Origin of the sequence: Amycolatopsis sp. La24, from assembly GCF_029087445.1 — a bacterium.
Taxonomy (GTDB): domain Bacteria; phylum Actinomycetota; class Actinomycetes; order Mycobacteriales; family Pseudonocardiaceae; genus Amycolatopsis; species Amycolatopsis nivea.
This window is the reverse complement of sequence record NZ_JARACH010000020.1, coordinates 1-14,925: the sequence shown is the minus strand read 5'-3', so window position 1 is coordinate 14,925 and position 14,925 is coordinate 1. Positions and strand designations below refer to the sequence as shown.

Annotated in this window: 20 protein-coding genes and 1 riboswitch; of the genes, 6 read left to right on the top strand and 14 right to left on the bottom strand. The window is 70.6% G+C overall.

The window, feature by feature from the left end; all coding sequences use genetic code 11:
- Positions 1–154: 154 nt before the first annotated feature.
- Positions 155–1,105 (bottom strand): zinc-binding dehydrogenase, encoded by a 951-nt coding sequence (locus tag PUT80_RS20080; protein WP_275293102.1) that lies wholly within the window; start codon positions 1,103–1,105, stop codon positions 155–157.
- A gap of 123 nt (positions 1,106–1,228) precedes the next feature.
- On the opposite strand from PUT80_RS20080, the gene PUT80_RS20075 reads away from it, so the two are divergent.
- The 3 genes from PUT80_RS20075 (at position 1,229) to PUT80_RS20065 (ending at position 2,783) form a co-directional block, all read left to right on the top strand.
- Positions 1,229–1,714, top strand: coding sequence for a hypothetical protein (locus PUT80_RS20075; protein ID WP_275293101.1), 486 nt, complete (start codon positions 1,229–1,231; stop codon positions 1,712–1,714).
- A gap of 163 nt (positions 1,715–1,877) precedes the next feature.
- Positions 1,878–2,261 carry an STAS domain-containing protein gene (locus PUT80_RS20070; protein ID WP_275293100.1) on the top strand — a complete coding sequence of 128 codons (384 nt, stop codon included), beginning with the start codon at positions 1,878–1,880 and terminating at the stop codon, positions 2,259–2,261.
- 81 nt (positions 2,262–2,342) lie between these two features.
- Complete coding sequence (locus tag PUT80_RS20065) at positions 2,343–2,783, top strand: SRPBCC family protein (RefSeq protein WP_037805741.1); 441 nt, start codon at positions 2,343–2,345, stop codon at positions 2,781–2,783.
- Positions 2,784–3,073: 290 nt separating this feature from the next.
- Here the strand turns inward: PUT80_RS20065 and PUT80_RS20060 are convergent, their stop codons facing one another.
- From PUT80_RS20060 to PUT80_RS20045, 4 genes are read right to left on the bottom strand one after another with little or no spacing between them, the layout of a single operon-like run.
- The gene (locus tag PUT80_RS20060) at positions 3,074–3,559 is read right to left on the bottom strand and encodes a GNAT family N-acetyltransferase (protein WP_275293099.1); all 486 of its coding nucleotides are present in this window, start codon (positions 3,557–3,559) and stop codon (positions 3,074–3,076) included.
- A gap of 40 nt (positions 3,560–3,599) precedes the next feature.
- Positions 3,600–4,586, bottom strand: a complete 987-nt coding sequence (locus PUT80_RS20055; protein WP_275293098.1) for an alcohol dehydrogenase catalytic domain-containing protein — start codon at positions 4,584–4,586, stop codon at positions 3,600–3,602.
- A gap of 20 nt (positions 4,587–4,606) precedes the next feature.
- A complete protein-coding gene (locus PUT80_RS20050) occupies positions 4,607–5,404 on the bottom strand; it encodes a helix-turn-helix transcriptional regulator (protein WP_043834352.1) in 798 nt (265 codons plus the stop codon).
- 36 nt (positions 5,405–5,440) lie between these two features.
- Positions 5,441–6,130: a nitroreductase family protein gene (locus PUT80_RS20045; RefSeq protein WP_275293097.1), complete on the bottom strand. Its 690-nt coding sequence runs from the start codon at positions 6,128–6,130 to the stop codon at positions 5,441–5,443.
- A gap of 70 nt (positions 6,131–6,200) precedes the next feature.
- Between PUT80_RS20045 and PUT80_RS20040 the strand changes: the two genes are divergently transcribed.
- Positions 6,201–7,103 (top strand): LysR family transcriptional regulator, encoded by a 903-nt coding sequence (locus tag PUT80_RS20040; protein WP_275293096.1) that lies wholly within the window; start codon positions 6,201–6,203, stop codon positions 7,101–7,103.
- On the opposite strand, the gene PUT80_RS20035 is transcribed toward PUT80_RS20040, so the two are convergent.
- The 3 genes from PUT80_RS20035 to PUT80_RS20025 form a co-directional block, all read right to left on the bottom strand.
- A complete protein-coding gene (locus PUT80_RS20035; protein WP_275293095.1) occupies positions 7,093–7,911 on the bottom strand; it encodes an NmrA family NAD(P)-binding protein in 819 nt (272 codons plus the stop codon). The genes PUT80_RS20040 and PUT80_RS20035 overlap by 11 nt on opposite strands.
- Positions 7,908–8,483, bottom strand: coding sequence for a TetR/AcrR family transcriptional regulator (locus PUT80_RS20030; RefSeq protein ID WP_275293094.1), 576 nt, complete (start codon positions 8,481–8,483; stop codon positions 7,908–7,910). Before PUT80_RS20030 ends, PUT80_RS20035 begins: the two co-directional genes overlap by 4 nt.
- Positions 8,484–8,544: 61 nt before the next feature.
- On the bottom strand, positions 8,545–9,129 hold the full coding sequence (locus PUT80_RS20025) for a nucleotidyltransferase family protein (RefSeq protein WP_275293093.1): 585 nt from the start codon (positions 9,127–9,129) through the stop codon (positions 8,545–8,547).
- Positions 9,130–9,254: 125 nt separating this feature from the next.
- On the opposite strand from PUT80_RS20025, the gene PUT80_RS20020 reads away from it, so the two are divergent.
- Positions 9,255–9,629, top strand: coding sequence for a nuclear transport factor 2 family protein (locus tag PUT80_RS20020; protein ID WP_134661620.1), 375 nt, complete (start codon positions 9,255–9,257; stop codon positions 9,627–9,629).
- Between the two features lie 230 nt (positions 9,630–9,859).
- A riboswitch (glycine riboswitch) is annotated at positions 9,860–9,959 on the bottom strand.
- 33 nt (positions 9,960–9,992) lie between these two features.
- On the opposite strand, the gene PUT80_RS20015 is transcribed toward PUT80_RS20020, so the two are convergent.
- Positions 9,993–10,574: a MerR family transcriptional regulator gene (locus tag PUT80_RS20015; protein ID WP_009078853.1), complete on the bottom strand. Its 582-nt coding sequence runs from the start codon at positions 10,572–10,574 to the stop codon at positions 9,993–9,995.
- A 259-nt stretch (positions 10,575–10,833) separates the two neighbouring features.
- Here PUT80_RS20015 and PUT80_RS20010 point away from each other — a divergent pair, with 259 nt between their 5' ends.
- Positions 10,834–11,463, top strand: coding sequence for a TetR/AcrR family transcriptional regulator (locus tag PUT80_RS20010; RefSeq protein WP_037805720.1), 630 nt, complete (start codon positions 10,834–10,836; stop codon positions 11,461–11,463).
- A 36-nt stretch (positions 11,464–11,499) separates the two neighbouring features.
- Here PUT80_RS20010 and PUT80_RS20005 read toward each other — a convergent pair whose 3' ends face one another.
- The 5 genes from PUT80_RS20005 to PUT80_RS19985 all read right to left on the bottom strand — a co-directional run bounded on the left by PUT80_RS20005 (position 11,500) and on the right by PUT80_RS19985 (position 14,574).
- Entirely contained in the window at positions 11,500–11,973 is a 474-nt protein-coding gene (locus tag PUT80_RS20005) for a bifunctional nuclease family protein (RefSeq protein ID WP_009078856.1), read from the bottom strand.
- A 212-nt stretch (positions 11,974–12,185) separates the two neighbouring features.
- Entirely contained in the window at positions 12,186–12,956 is a 771-nt protein-coding gene (locus PUT80_RS20000; RefSeq protein WP_063697699.1) for a MerR family transcriptional regulator, read from the bottom strand.
- Positions 12,953–13,423 carry a glycogen accumulation regulator GarA gene (gene garA, locus PUT80_RS19995; RefSeq protein WP_009078859.1) on the bottom strand — a complete coding sequence of 157 codons (471 nt, stop codon included), beginning with the start codon at positions 13,421–13,423 and terminating at the stop codon, positions 12,953–12,955. The genes PUT80_RS20000 and garA overlap by 4 nt, the downstream gene beginning before the upstream one ends.
- A 124-nt stretch (positions 13,424–13,547) precedes the next feature.
- The gene (gcvH, locus tag PUT80_RS19990; protein WP_037805718.1) at positions 13,548–13,931 is read right to left on the bottom strand and encodes a glycine cleavage system protein GcvH; all 384 of its coding nucleotides are present in this window, start codon (positions 13,929–13,931) and stop codon (positions 13,548–13,550) included.
- A gap of 46 nt (positions 13,932–13,977) precedes the next feature.
- Complete coding sequence (locus PUT80_RS19985) at positions 13,978–14,574, bottom strand: CDP-alcohol phosphatidyltransferase family protein (RefSeq protein ID WP_043834337.1); 597 nt, start codon at positions 14,572–14,574, stop codon at positions 13,978–13,980.
- Positions 14,575–14,925: the final 351 nt, after the last annotated feature.

The window sequence follows — 14,925 nt, the reverse complement described above, 5'->3', positions numbered from 1 at the left end:
TCGCGGCCACCACGATCACTACCTCACCTCTGCCGTCCGCCGGACAGCTCGGTTCACCTTGCCCCTCAAGGCTAACCCAGCCGTCCGACAGTTCCGCACGCCCGACCGGACGCCGCGGCGCGACAGGCCCGGAGACCTGCCCTTCTGTCGCCGGTCAGGCCAGGTCGAGCACTGTCTTTCCCCGCCCGTGCCCGGAATCGAGCCGCTCGTGGGCCTGGCGCACCCGGTCGAGCGGCAGGACCTGGTCGACGACGGGACGGGCCTGGCCGCGCTCGAACAGCGGCGTCAGCTCCTCCAGCCGGCGGCGCTCCCGGGTGAGCAGGATCCCGTGCAGCTGCTGATTCCGCTGGTAGAGGGAGCGCAGCTCGCCCTTCGGCGGCAGCACTGTCGCGATCCGGCCGAACGCCCGGGCCGCGGCGGAGCTCTTCGCGACGTTCTCCCCGCCGACGAGGTCCAGCACCGCGTCGGCGCCCTGGCCGCCGGTGTGCTCGAACGCCGCTTCGACCGGGTCGGCCCCGTGGTAGTCGATCGGGACGGCACCCGGGTCACGCAGCAAATCCTGGTTGTCCGGCCCCGCCGTCGCCAGCACCCGGGCGCCCGCCGCGACCGCGAACTGCACGGCGAACGAGCCGACCCCGCCCGCGCCGGCGTGCACCAGCACCGTCTCCCCCGGCCGGACCGCCAGTCGACGGACGATCGCCTCCCACGCAGTCCCGCCGGCGAGCGGGATCGCCGCCGCCTCGACGTGACTGAGCCCCCGGGGTTTGGGCGCCGCGATGGCCGCCGAGACGACGTTCAGCTCGGCGTAGCTGCCCAGGCGGGACGCCATTTCCGGGGTGTAGAACACCTCGTCGCCCTCGGCGAAGTCAGTCACGCCGGGACCGACTGCCGCCACGACGCCCGAGACGTCGCCGCCCAGCACCGCGGGCAGTTCCAGATCCGGGATCGCCACCCCCTGCCGGATCTTCGCCTCGACCGGGTTCGTGCCGGACGCGAACACGCGCACCAGGATCTCGCCCGGCCCCGGCTCGGGACGCTCGACCTCGCGCAGCGTCAAGACGTCCGGGCCGCCGAACTCGTCCATCACCACAGCTCGCACAGACATTCCGCCCTGATACCCGGCACCGGCGCGGCGAAACGTCCTGTTCCGCGCCGAAGCCGATCGGTCCACTGTGGACCGCTGCGCGGCCGCCGGTTACCCGCGCCCGGGCCGGGTATCCCCGCCCGCATGGACACGTTGCTCGGGATCTACCTCAACGACCAGCTGGCCATGGGCCTCGCCTGGCGCGAGCTGGCGCGCCGGGCCGCCCGCACCAACCCGGGCACCGAATTCGAGACGCCGCTGCGCGAGGTGGCGTCGGCGATCGCGGAGGACGTCGACACTTTCCGCGGCATCATGCAGGCAGTTCCGGTGCGGGCGAATCCGGTCAAAGCCGGGCTCGCGATCGTGGCCGAGCGGCTGGGACGGTTCAAGCTGAACGGCAGGATCACGTCGCACTCGCCGCTGAGCCGGTTCTGGGAACTCGAGGCGCTGGCCATGGGGATCGAGGGCAAGAAGATCCTGTGGACCACGCTGCGCGACTCGGCGAACCTGAGAAAGCGGCTGGCCGACGTGGATTTCGACGCCCTCCTGCTGCGCGCGGACCGGCAGCGCTCGCTGCTGGAACCGGCGCGCGTCCGGGCGGGCGAGGACGCGTTCGCCCGGCACTCCTGACCAGGGGGCGAAACCGAGGATCCCCCGGGCGCCCGGCGCCTGGTTGTCGGAATTCCGCGGCGCAGCTACCGTGGCAGCATCGGTTCAGCAAGGAGCCGGCCGCCCAGCACAAGCGAGGCAGTCCAGCGCCGGTCCGCCTCCGCCGGTCCGCAGGAGGCCCCCGATGACTCACCCCGTTCGCCCGGCGAGGCTGCCCACCGGCGCAGCGCCCCTCGCGGACATCACCGTCAGCACCGCCGACGACAGCACGGTCGTCGAGGTCTCCGGAGACCTCGATTCTTCAAGCGCTGACACGTTTTTCGAGCACACCGTCACGGCGATCGCCCAGTCGCCCGGCGGAGTGATCGCCGATCTGGGCGCCGTCACGTTCTGCAGTTGCCGCGGGCTGTCCGTCCTGCTGGCGGCCGACCACACGGCTCGTCTCGCGGAGGTGTCCTTCACGGTGCTGGCGCGCCACCGCGCCGTGCTTCGTCCCCTCCGGCTGCTCGGCCTCGACCGGACCCTCGACGTCCGTCTCGTTCCGTTGCCCCGCAAGGAACTCTCGTAACCGCGGGCGGTTTGCGCCTCCGATCAGCCGGGTAGCCGGGGAGTTCGGCAAGACTTCGCTGAACTCCGAGGAAAGGTGCCCATGGCTGCTGCAGCGCATTACGTCGAGGTCAACGCTCCCGCGCAGGCGTGCTACGACTGGTGGCGTCCGCTGACCCGGCTGCCGGAGCTCTTCTCCGACGTCCAGTCGGTCGAAGCCCTGGACGGCGACGGGACGCGCACCCGGTGGAAGGTCGACGGACCGGCGGGGTCCACAGTGGAATGGCAGGCCCGGATCGTCGAGGACGCGCCGCCGCGCAAGATCGCCTGGACCACGGTGGACGACGCCGATCCGGACGTGCGCAACTCCGGGGTGGTCCGGTTCGACGACAAGGGCCACGGCCGCACCGGCGTGGAGATCTCCCTCGAATACGAGCCCCCGGCAGGCAAACTCGGAGAGGCGGTCGCTTCGCTGCTGGCCGATCCGCAGAAGAAGGTGGAGCGGGCTGCCGAACAGTTTCGGACTGTCATCGAAGCCCGGTGACCACGGTCTCGCGCACCCTCGCGGTGTGCCCGAGATCGGACGGTCCGCGTCGGCTCCTCGTGGCACAACACCTCGAAAATCGCGGGAATCACCACGGAGCTGACGTACACCCTGGGCCGCGCGGACGACCTCGAGAACGTGGTTCGCCTCATCGCCGACGAACAGCGCCAGCGGGGCGATCAGCGCCCCGCTGGCGCGATGCCCGGTGAGTTCGCGCTTCTGGCTTCACGGGATCCACCAGGTCGAACCCCAGCCCCGGCGGCTCCGAGCACGAAAAGTTCTGCCGGGAGTCAGGCCGCGATGCTGCGAGTGAACGCGACCCGGTCCAGACCCGGCCCGTCGTAATCCGGGAGTACGTCGGACACCTCGAACCCGAGCCGGGCGTGGTATGCGCGCGACGCGGTGTTCTGCGGGCTGGTGATGCACTTCACCTTGCGCACCCCCGATTCCCGCACCTGTCCGAAGAACCACTCGTACAGCGAACGGCCGATCCCCTGCCCGTGCAGAGCCGGGTCGACGCCGACGAAGTGGATGTAGGCGGTGTCGGGGTCGGCCTGCGAGACGAAGCCGATCAGGAAGGCCGCCAGCGTCCCGTCCGGACGCTCCACCAGGCGGCTCGTCGTGGTGAAGTGCTGGAAGTACAGCCGCGGCACCAGCAGCGCCCGCTCCTGCGCACCGGCTTCGCCCTTCAGACCGCCCCACCACGGTCCCAGCGCGGCGAGCACGCGCGCGTGGTCGTTTTCGGTCGGCTGGCGGAAAGTCAGGTCGGCACTCATGCCTCGACCCTCTCGTTTTCGCGCCCGCCGGGCAACCTGGTTACCGGCGCGGGTCGACGTGGATCTTCGGCGCCCCCGCGGGCCGCTCCCCGCCGAGCACCGCCGCGACCTCGCCCAGCCCGACCGTCGCCGCCACCAGCGGCCGCGGATCCACCTCGCCGGACGCGTACGCGTCGATCGCCTGTGCCAACCCCGGCGAACCGCTCAGCACGCCGATCGCGGTGACGTCCTTCAACGCCAGCATCCTCGTGTCCAGCAGGCTCGGCCGCCCGGACAGCCCGATGCAGACGATCCGGCCCGCGGGTTCGACCACCTCGGCAGCGAGCGCGGGAGCGGAGGGATCGCCGGTCGCGTCGACCACCGCGTCGAACGGCGGCTCCGGAACGCTCGTCCCGGCGGAAAAACCCAAGCCGCGCGCGAATTCCACCGACCACGGCGTCGCGCCGACGAGATGGACCTCGCTGCCCGCGGCCCGGAGGAACAGCGCGGTGAGCAACCCGATCGTCCCCGGGCCGAGGACCAGCACCCGTTCGCCCGCGGCCGCCCGCGCCGCCCGGCAGGCGTTGCCGCCCGGTTCGGCCAGCGCGCCCGCGACGGGATCCACCGCGTCCGGCAGTTCGTGCAGCGAGCGCACCGGCACGGCGAGGCGTTCGGCGAGCGCACCCGCCCGGTCGCCGCGGATGCCGACCTCCTGCCGGTCCGCGCAGACGTGCTGACGCCCGCCCCGGCACCGCCGGCAGTCCCCGCATCCGAGCATCGTGTCGCCGGTGACGCGGCGGCCCACCCACGCCGGATGCACGCCCCGGCCGACCGCCGACACCGTGCCGCACCATTCGTGGCCGAGCCGCATCGGGTACCGGGCGTGCCCGTCGGCGAGGTACTGCATTTCGCCGGTGAAGAATTCGACGTCGGTGCCGCACACCCCGGCCCGCTCCACGTCGACCACGACCTCGCCGACCCCGGCCTCCGGCTCCGGCACCTCGGCAGGCCCGGCCTCCCCCGGTCCGGTCACCACGAACGCCCGCATGGCCCCGATCGTAGCGGCGCTCAGCCGGTCACGCGCTCGCGCAGGAACGCCGCCGTCGCCGGGTCGGCCGGATAGAACGACTCGATCACCAGCTCGGCGACCGTCACGTCCAGCGGCGTCCCGAAGGTCGCGACCGTGCTGAAGAACGTCAGCTCCAGATCCCCGTGCCGGTAGCGCAAGGGCACGAAAATGTCGCCCGGGCCGGGGATCTCCACCTCGGGGACCTCGTCGTCGCACGGATACCCGCGCAGTTCCTCCAGCAGTTCGGCGAGTCCCGCGTCCGCGGTCTGCTCGACCTGACGGCGCAGCCTGCCCAGCAGATGCGCGCGCCATTCCCCCAGGTTCAGCACCCGCGGCGCCATCCCGTCCGGGTGCAGCGTCGCGCGCAGCACGTTCACCGGACCGGTCAGCAGCGACGGCGCGATGCCCTCGGTGAGCACGCCGAGGCTGAGGTTGGCGTCGACGAGGTTCCAGCCGCGGTCGACCACCGCCGCCGGATACGGGTCGTGCCCGGCGAGCAGCCGCCGGACGGCCTCGCGGATCACGGTCATTTCCGGCGCTCCGATGTCGGACTCGCCGTAGGCGGGCGCGTAGCCCGCGGCGAGCAGCAGGCGGTTGCGTTCGCGCAGCGGGATGTCGAGGTGCTCGCCCAGCCGCAGGACCATGTCCCGGCTCGGCTTGGACCGGCCGGTCTCCACGAAGCTCAGGTGGCGCGTCGAGATGTCCGCCGAGATCGCGAGATCGAGCTGGCTGATGCGGCGGCGGTCGCGCCATTCCCGGAGCAGTTCGCCGATCGGGGCCTTCACCGTGGTCGTCACGCGTCCGAAGCTACGGGGTCGCGCGCTGGGAGACCATTACCCCTGAGGTAACGGCGCGTGCACCACCAACGCCTCCGCCAGCGGCTTGCGGTCGAGATCCGGCACCTCACAGTCCGGCGCGGGATAACCCACCGGGAACAAGATGTACGGCCGCTCAGTCACCGGCCGCCCGAAAACCTCGTTGAGGAAACCCATCGGATTCGGCGTGTGCGTCAACGTCGCCAGCCCCATCGTGTGCAACGCCGTGATGAACATGCCGCACGCGATGCCGACGCTCTCGTTGACGTAGTAGTTCTTCCGCAGCGAACCGTCCGGCAGCGGGGTGCTCTTCTGCGCGAACGCGACCACCAGCCACGGCGCGACCTCGAGGAACTCCTTGTGCTCGTCGGTTTCGAGCCGGGCGAGCGCCGCGTGCCAGTCCGGCGCGTTGCGTTCGCGGTAGAACTTCCGCTCCTCGACCTCCGCTGCCTCGCGCACCGCGCGTTTGACGTCCGGGTCGGCCGTCGCGACGAACGTCCACGGCTGGTGGTGCGCCCCGCTCGGCGCGGTGTTCGCGATCCGCACCGCGGTCTCGATCGCTTCGAGCGGCACCGGGTCCGGGGAGAACCAGCGGACCGACCGGCGCTGGTCGAGCAGCCGGTACAGCTCCTGCCCGCGCGCGAGGCTCTCCTCCGGGGACAGCCGCGGCGGCGCGTACGGGACGAACGGGTGCTGGTGCCGGGTCATGCCCCGACCCTGCCGCGTCGGCGGTCATCGGTCCAGTTCACATTTCTGGTGAAGGACATAAGCTGAACTGATGTCTCCCTCGTTGCGCCAGCTCGAGTACCTGGTCGCGGTCGCGGACACCGGCGGACTCACCGCGGCCGCGGACAGCTGCCACGTGTCGCAGTCCGCGGTGTCGCTGGCGATCGCTTCGCTGGAACGGACTTTGGGCGTCCAGCTCATCCTCCGCGGCCCCGGCCGCACGACCGCGCTGACCGACGCCGGACGCCAGGTCGTCGGCGAGGCCCGCGCGGTGCTCACCTCGGTGGCGGAACTCGGCACCACCGCCCGCGACTACGGCCAAGACCTCGCCGGACGCCTGAATTTCGGCTGCTACACCCCTCTCGCGCCACTCCACGTCCCCGCCGCGCTGGCGACTTTCCGCACCCAGCACCCGGAAGTCGACGTCTCCTTCGTCGAAGGCACCCTGCCGGACCTGCAGCACCTCCTGCTGGAAGGCCGCTGCGACCTCGCCGTGCTGTACCGGCAGGACCTCGTGCCCGGGATCGCAGTGGACCAGCTGTACGACCAGCCGCCGAGCGTGCTCCTCCCGTCGGCGCATCCCTTGGCGCGCCGGAAGACGGTTTCGTTGCGCGCCTTGGCCGACGAGCCGTTCATCCTGCTGGACGTACCGCCGTCGGAACGCTATTTCCGGGACGTCTTCGCCGCGGTCGGCCTGCCGATGCCGGTCGCGCACCGCACGACGAGCTTCGAACTCGCTCGCGCGTTGGTCGCCCGGGGCCTCGGCTACACGCTCTCCGTCCAGCGACCGCCGCTGGAACTTTCCGTCGAGGGCACGCCATTCGCGGTACGTCCGCTGCGGGAGCGAGTCCCGACGACGCCGGTCGTGCTGGCTCGCGCGGAGGGTGCGCGGCTGACTCGGCGGGCGGAGACGTTTCGCGCTTTCTGCCGGGAGTTTTTCGGCGCTAGAGCGTGATTCCACGTGGTTCGCGGCCGAGAAGCTCGGCCAGTACTGGGCTCGTCTCGGCAAAGTGGCCTTGCCGGGAGGCCTCGAACATCGACAGCTTCATCCGCGCCACCTCCTCCGGCTCGCCCGCGACCCACTCCTCGTCCGCTACTACCACGCGCCGAACCGCACGCCCGCTGACCCGCGACGCGAGCTCGGCCACGTCGTCGAACGTCACCGCCTGCCGCGCGGTCAGCGCAACCGGCCCGTCGAACGCCCTGTCCCCGGCCAGAATCACCGCCGCCGCCTCCGCGACATCAGCCCGATCGGTCCACGAAACCGGGCCGTCCTCCGGGGCCGCGATCACCCCGTCCTCCCGCCAGTTCCCGAGCAGCCAGCCGATGCTGTGCGCGTAAAAACCGTTGCGCAGCGCGGTCCACGCGACCCCGGACCCGGCGAGGATCCGCTCGGTCGCCGCGTGCTCCGGACCCGGCGGAAAAGGCGTGTCCATCCGGGAATTCTGATGGCTGGTGTACAGAATCCGTTGCGCCCCAGCCGCTACCGCCGCCTCAACGCCCGCCCGATGCAGGCTGACCCCGTCCGCGTGCGGATCGTTCGAGGAAACCAGCAGGACTTTTTCCGCCCCTTCAAACGATTTCCGCAGTGCCTCGGGATCCTCGTAGGACCCCTGCCGCACCCGTACGCCCCGGTCCGCTAAGTGTCGCGCCTTGGCGACATCCCGGACACTGACGCCGATCTCCTCCGCCGGGACACGCTTGAGCAGATGCTCCACAGTCGCCCCGTTGAGCGCGCCGGTCGCCCCCGTGATCACGATCATCTCCGGACTCCCTTCAGCAATGGCAGCAGGATGTCGTCCACGAGATGCCGCAGGAACCGGTCGTCGCACGGTTCGCCGGCGAAGACGATCCGGTGCACGATCACTCCCGGCGCGACCTCGGCGAACAGCTCGGCCGCACCAGGCGCCGACGCGGTGTGCCGCACCCGATCCGCCATCGCCGCCTGGTCTCGGTGCAGGATCCGGCGCATCTCGTCCGCGAGCCGCGGATCGCTGCGCATCCCCGCGAACAGCGCGCCCAGCACCCCGATCTCCTGCTCGGCGATCTCGCGCGCCAGCCACCGCACGACGGCCAGCAAGTTTTCCCGCAGTCCGCCGGAGACGGCCTCAGGCGGAGCCGAGGTTTGCCGCTGCTCCGCCGCCGCCGCGACGACGGCCGCCTTGTCGCGGTACCGCCGGTAAACCGTCGTCTTGGCAACACCGGCGCGGGCCGCGATCGCCTCGATGGACAACTGGTCGTAGCCGACTTCGGGCAGCAGCGCCAAGGCCGCCTCGTGGATCGCGGCATCCCTTCGGGCATCACGCGGCCTGCCCACCGAGAACTCCTCCGACACGATGCCTCTTTTCGATACGCTCCCGTTGCGTATCGAAAGTACGCCCGCGCCGGCACCCCCGTCAACCGGGCCAAGGCAGGACGGTCAGCTCCGGCCATTGTTCCTGCCAGCGCCGGGCTTTCGCCTCGTAACTGCTCCGCGGCGCGTGTCCGGGATTGGGCCGGACGACGAGATTGAACAGGTCCGCGAACCCGTGCGGCGCGTAGACCTGCCACTCCCCTCCTTCGGCCAACCGGATCCCCAGGCAGGGCGTCGTGGACGGGAACGAGTCGATGGCCGCCTCGGTGGACGGGTACGGCGCGCACGGGACGCCGAAGCGGTCCTCGTACCAGAGATGCACCCGTGCCTCGTTGCGGATTTCCACCGTGATCGGGAGATCCCCGAACGTCCGGGCGCCCTCCTCGATGACCACGTTTTCCGCGTCCCAGCTGAGATCCGAGTTGTCGAAGTAGAACAGGTCGTAATCCTTGATGCCCTCAGCTGGCGGGCGTCCGGTCACCACGTTCCACACGGTCTGGCACAGGCAGCCCGCGGTCAGGTACCAGCCGGGAAGAGCCAGTTTCGCCGCCCGCGCCAGCACTTCCGGCACCAGCTCGTTGCGCGTCACGAGCTCGCGGAATGTCCCGAGCTGTCTGTCGATCGCCATCCGGCCGTAGTCCATGCCCCGGTTTAGCACGGCCAGCCGATTACCTCCCGCGTAATCGACCAGCCGCCGATCGTCGGCCAGGCTTGGCCTTACCGAAAACGGGACAACGCAAGGAGAACCCCGACATGACCACCATCGCACCGACCGCCGCCGACCTCGCCCGCCGTTACGTCGACGTCTGGAACGAGACCGACCCGCAGCGGCGCCGCCAGCTCGTCTCGGAGGTCTTCGCGCCGGGGGCGACCTACACCGATCCGCTCGGCGCGGTCGCCGGCCAGGACGAGATCGACGGGTTCATCGGCGGCGCGCAGGCGCAGTTCGCCGGGCTCGTCTTCAGCCTGCCCGCGGAGCCCGACGCGCACCACGATCTCGCCCGGTTCCAGTGGCACCTGTCGGCTCCCGGCGCCGCTGAGCCGATCGCGATCGGGTTCGACGTCGTGGAGATCGCCGACGGCCGGATCGCCAAGGTGCACGGCTTCCTGGACAAGATTCCGGGCTGAGCCGCCGGAAACGCCGGGGATGTGGTCTTGACCACAGGCACGAGGTTCAGACCACCCGGGAGGTCTGAACCTCACCCGGCCAAGCCGCCACGCCGGACAACAGGCGTGGCCCTCCCCACTCTGTCCGTACCCCGCGGGGCGCCTGAGAGTTTCACCCGCGTGGATAGCCGGGTTTGCACCGTCGGCGGCACCGGCTGGTGGTCTCCTGCCGATGCGCTTTCCAGAGGCGTCTCGTCCGCGCGGTCCAGGGTGCCTGAGAGGTTCCGGGGAGGACTTGCTCCTTCGGCGCCGGACCGGGGATGCCGGTTCGGTCTCTCCCGCGCGGGTTCGTCGATCGCGCGCCCAGTCTAGCGCGGGCGAAGATCAGCCCGTGCGGCGGGCGTTGCGGCGCTGGGTCAGCTCGTCCGGCACGACGGCCTCGACCAGTCCGCCGTCGGCGCGCTCGGCCGGGAACTCGTGGATGGTGCCGCTGATCTCCTGCATCGCCCCGCTGACCGCGATGCCGAACACGCCCTGGCCGCCCTGGAGCAGATCCACGATCTCCTCCGGCGACGTGCATTCGTACACCGTGGTGCCGTCGGAGAACAGCGTGACCTTCGCCAGGTCGCGCACCCCGCGCACGCGCAGATGGTCGACCGCGACGCGGATGTTCTGCAGCGAGACCCCGGTGTCCAGCAGGCGCTTCACGACCTTCAGGACCAGGATGTCCTTGAACGAGTACAGCCGCTGCGACCCCGAACCGTGCGCCGTCCGGATGCTGGGCGCGACCAGCTTCGTGCGCGCCCAGTAGTCCAGCTGGCGGTAGGTGATCCCGGCGATCTGGCAGGCCGCGGGACCGCGGTAGCCGACCAGCTCGTCGGGCAGCGAGGCGTCGGGGAACAGCTCGCCCTGCTCGCCGTCGGCGACAGGTCCGGCAGGTATCTCCGGACGACCAGCCTCGACCACCGCAAGCCTCCCCTCGCCCGGCCTCGCAGCGGGGCGTTCGACAGGCCGGTCGAGCCCAGGATCGGGATCGGCCGGGGAAAACTGCCACGAGCGCGCCGGGTCGGCGAATCACATCGTGGCGATTTACCGCCTTTGACGGTAAGGCTGCGCCGCGAGCCGGTCAACGCGACGCGCGGCGGACCTCGAGGCCGTGTCGAGGCTTTGGCCCGTTCGCCGTACGGGATTGACCTTTCTTACTCGGCTGAGTAACTTATTACTCATGCAAGTAAACATCGACACGCAAGCCGAACTCGGCCTGAGCGTCACCGAGGCCACCACCCGGGCCCAGATCATCGGCGCGACCATCGCCACGATCGCCGACCACGGGTACGCGCGCACCACCTTCGCGCGCATCAAGGAACGGGCCGGGCTCAGCAGCACGCGGCTGATCTCGTACCACTTCACGAACAAGGCCGGCCTCATGCAGGCGGTGCTGAGCACGGTGTCCGAGACCAAATCGGAATACCTGCGCGAGCGCAGCGAAGGCGTCGACCCGGCGGACCGGCCGGGGAACCTGCGCGCGTACATCGAGACTTCGGTCGCGTTCCTGCGCGACTACCCGCAATGCGAACGGGTGCTGGTCGAGATGGCCGCGCACGCCGACGACCGCGACGGCTGGGCGATGACCGGCGTCATGGTCGGGCAGCTGCGCACCGGCGCGCTGCAGCGGCAGCTGGAACAGGGCCGCAAGGAGGGGGCGTTCGGCGACATCTCGCCGGAGATCGTGGCGCTGTCGATCGCGCAGGCCGTCGACGGGGTGGCGGCCGCCTACGCCGCCGATCCGTCCGTGGACCTGGACCGGTACGGCCGGGAACTGGCGGACCTGTTCGCCCGCGCGACCGCGCGGTGAGCTCGTGCCCGGCGGGAAACCGCCGGGCAGGGGCGATCAGGTGTCGGCGCCGCGGAAGTCTTCCGGGGACACGGAGTCGAGGAACTCGCGGAACTTCTCGACCTCGTCCTCCTGCTCGTCCGGGATGATCAGGCCGGCTTCCTCGAGCACCGCGTCGACCGCGTGGATCGGGACGCCGATCCGCAGCGCCAGCGCGACCGAATCGCTCGGGCGGGCCGAGACCCGGATGTCGCCGTCGAAGACCAGCTCGGCGAAGAACGTGCCTTCTTTGAGGTCGGTGATGACGACCTGCTCGAGCTCGCGGCCGAGCGCGCCGATGACCTCTTTGAGCAGATCGTGGGTGAGCGGCCGGGCGGGCCGCACGCCTTGCTGTTCCAGGGCGATCGCGGTGGCTTCGACCGAGCCGATCCAGATCGGCAGGTACCGCTCGCCCTCGGTCTCCCGCAGCAACAAGATCGGCTGATTCGCGGGCAGTTCGACCCGCACTCCGACGACGCGCATCTCGCTCATCGGGCTTCGCCTCCCTCTCGTGCACACGGGCCGCAGCGCTGGCGACGGCTGACGACCGTTGTCTCCGACGCTACCCGTCATCCGGGCGCTGTGCTCGCTCGCAGCGGACATTCTCGGTTCGTGGTCTCGCGAACCGTCTCTCACGGTACGGCATCCCGGCGCTGAGGTTCAGTCATTGACAAGTGACCGACAACGCGTCTCGGGCATAAGGGTCAATCGCCGGCGACGCCGCGGATGCCGGCTTTGACGAGCAGCGTGTGCAGCGTGACCGACAACGCGGCCAGTTCGCGCACGACCTCGTCGGCGCGCGCCTTCGCGTCCGCGTCACGATGCCGGTACGCCGGGGTCACGATCTGCTCCAGCAGGCCGACCTCGCGGTCGGCCGCGGCGCGGAACGCGCGCAGATGCCGCGGTTCGAGCCCGAATTCGGTCATCGCCTTGACGGTGCGGGCGATCAGGACCGATTCCGGGCCGAAAAAACCCGCCGCGCCGGGGCGCAGCAGGCCGTACTGGCACAGCTCGGCGAGCATCGCGTCGTCGATGCCCGCCTGCTCCAGCAGGTCTTCCTGGGTGAGCCGGGTGTCCGGCCCGGTCTCGAAGTCCGCCGCCGCGGGCAGTCCCGCCGGATCGCTCCCGTCGCCGAGCGGCACGAGCCGCCGCGGCAGCTGGGGAGCCGACGGGACCGGCGCGGGCGGTTGCGCGCCCGCGTCGGCCGCGTCGAGCTGCTCCTTGATGACCTTGAGCGGGAGGTAGTGGTCGCGCTGCGCGGACAGCACGTACCGCAGGCGTTCCACGTCCGCCGGCGAGAACTGCCGGTACCCCGAGGGCGTGCGACCCGGGCGGACCAGGCCTTCCGCCTCGAGGAAGCGGATCTTGGAAATCGTGACATCGGGGAAGTCCCCGCGCAGCTGCGCGAGCACCGCCCCGATGCTCAACCCGTCCCGCCGGGCCTCCTGACGACCGGGCTGCCCGGCCGCCGTCACTGCGCCCCCTGGCCCCCGTGCCCCGGGCCGGTCAGGAAGACCAGGCGGAACTTGCCGATCTGCACCTCGTCGCCGCCGGCGAGGACGGCCTGGTCGACCGGCTCGCGGTTGACGTAGGTGCCGTTCAGGCTGCCGACGTCGATCACGACGAACTCCCCGCCCTCGCGCCGGAATTCCGCGTGGCGGCGGGAAACCGTGACGTCGTCGAGGAAGATGTCGCTGTCGGGGTGCCGTCCCGCGCTGGTGGTGTCGCGGTCGAGCAGGAAGCGGGAGCCCGCGTTGGGCCCGCGCTTCACGACCAGGAGGGCGGAACCCGGCGGAAGGGCGTCGACACCCTGCACCGGTGCCTCGGCGGCCGGCGCGGACTCCTGCTGGCCTTCCATGTCGGCCAGGAAATCGGCCCGGAAGACAGAGGTCCGCTCCGGAGACTGCTCCGGGGGAACGCCGGGCCCGTCGTTCGTGCTCACCTGAGCTCTCCTCTACGCATGAAGTGTTGTCATCGACCAAGAACGTGCAGCTGTCAACGTACCGTGCCCGACCGGCCCGGAACCCTCGGGCTCCCCTTGAGGCTCCGGGGCCCGGCCGAACGGCTCAGCCCTTGATGAGGGCCTGGTACGCCTCGGCCTCGAGCAGCGCCTCGAGACCGGCCGGGTCGTCGAGCCGGATCTCCACGAGCCAGCCCTCGCCGTAGGGGTCGGAGTTGACGAGCTCCGGCGAATCGGCGACCGCCGAGTTGACCGCCACGATCTCGCCGTCGACCGGCGCGAACAGCTCCGAGACGCTCTTCGTGGACTCGACCTCGCCGAACGCGTCGCCCGCCCCGACCTGCTTGCCGACCTCGGGCAGGTCGACGAACACGACGTCGCCGAGCTGGTCCTGCGCGTACTCGGTGATGCCCACCCGCACGAGCGAACCCTCGCGGGTCGCGACCCACTCGTGCTCCTCGGTGTAGCGCAGTTCTTCCGGAGTGGTCAACGCCGCTCCCCTTCCTGGTGCTGGCTTTCGTGCCGACAATCTTCCATCACCGGGTGCGCAGCGCGCGAGCCGCCTGCACGACGTAGAGCGCCCCGGACCAGACATACAGGACGCCGCCCCACACCATGAACGCGTAGGCGATCGGCCGCGCGACCGCCGCGACGTCCGAGCCGCCCTGCGTGAGCAGGAGGAATGGGAAGGCGTACATGAGGACGAAGGTCGCGCCCTTGCCGATGTAGGTGACCTCGGGCGGCGCGAACCCGCCGCGCCGCAGCAGCACCACGCACACCCCGAGCACCAGCTCGCGCAGCACCAGCGGCACGACGACCCACCACGGGATGATGTCGCGGATCAGGAACGCGACGAGCGTGGCGAGGATGTAGAGCCGGTCCGCGGCGGGGTCGAGCAGCTGCCCGAGCCGCGACATCTGGTCGAGCCAGCGGGCGAGCTTGCCGTCGAGCCAGTCGGTGAGGGCGGAGAAGATCAGCAGGGCGAGCGCCCAGCCGTCCTCCTTCGGGCCGAGCAGCAGCCACAGGAACACCGGGACGCCCGCCAGGCGCAGCAGCGACAGCAGATTGGGGACGTTGAGCGCCTGCCGCCACAGGGAGGGCTCGGTCTGGGGCTCGTCGGGGACCGTGGTCACGCCGGTCAGCCTAGAGCGGACGGGATCGCGAGGTTTGTCCTGGCGGGGTGAAAGGCGGGGGTTCGGTTGTGCTGGGGGCGGCTTCGGGTGCCGGGGTCGTGGCGGGCGCTGTGGCCCCGTGGTGTTGTGTCCGCAGCCGGGTTCGCGGCAGTGGTGCTTGCCAAGGCGCTGCGGAGACCGGCCTGCGAGACGCGCCGGGCGGCTTCTCTTCCGCTGTTCCGCCGGAGGTCCGTGAAGACATCCCTGGGTTTTGTTTGTCAAGCGGCTGTGGGTTGTTGTCTGTTTTGGCTGGTTGTGGTGGCTTGTGGCCAGGCGGTTGCTTCGTTGTAGTGGGTGCTGGTTGTGAGGCAT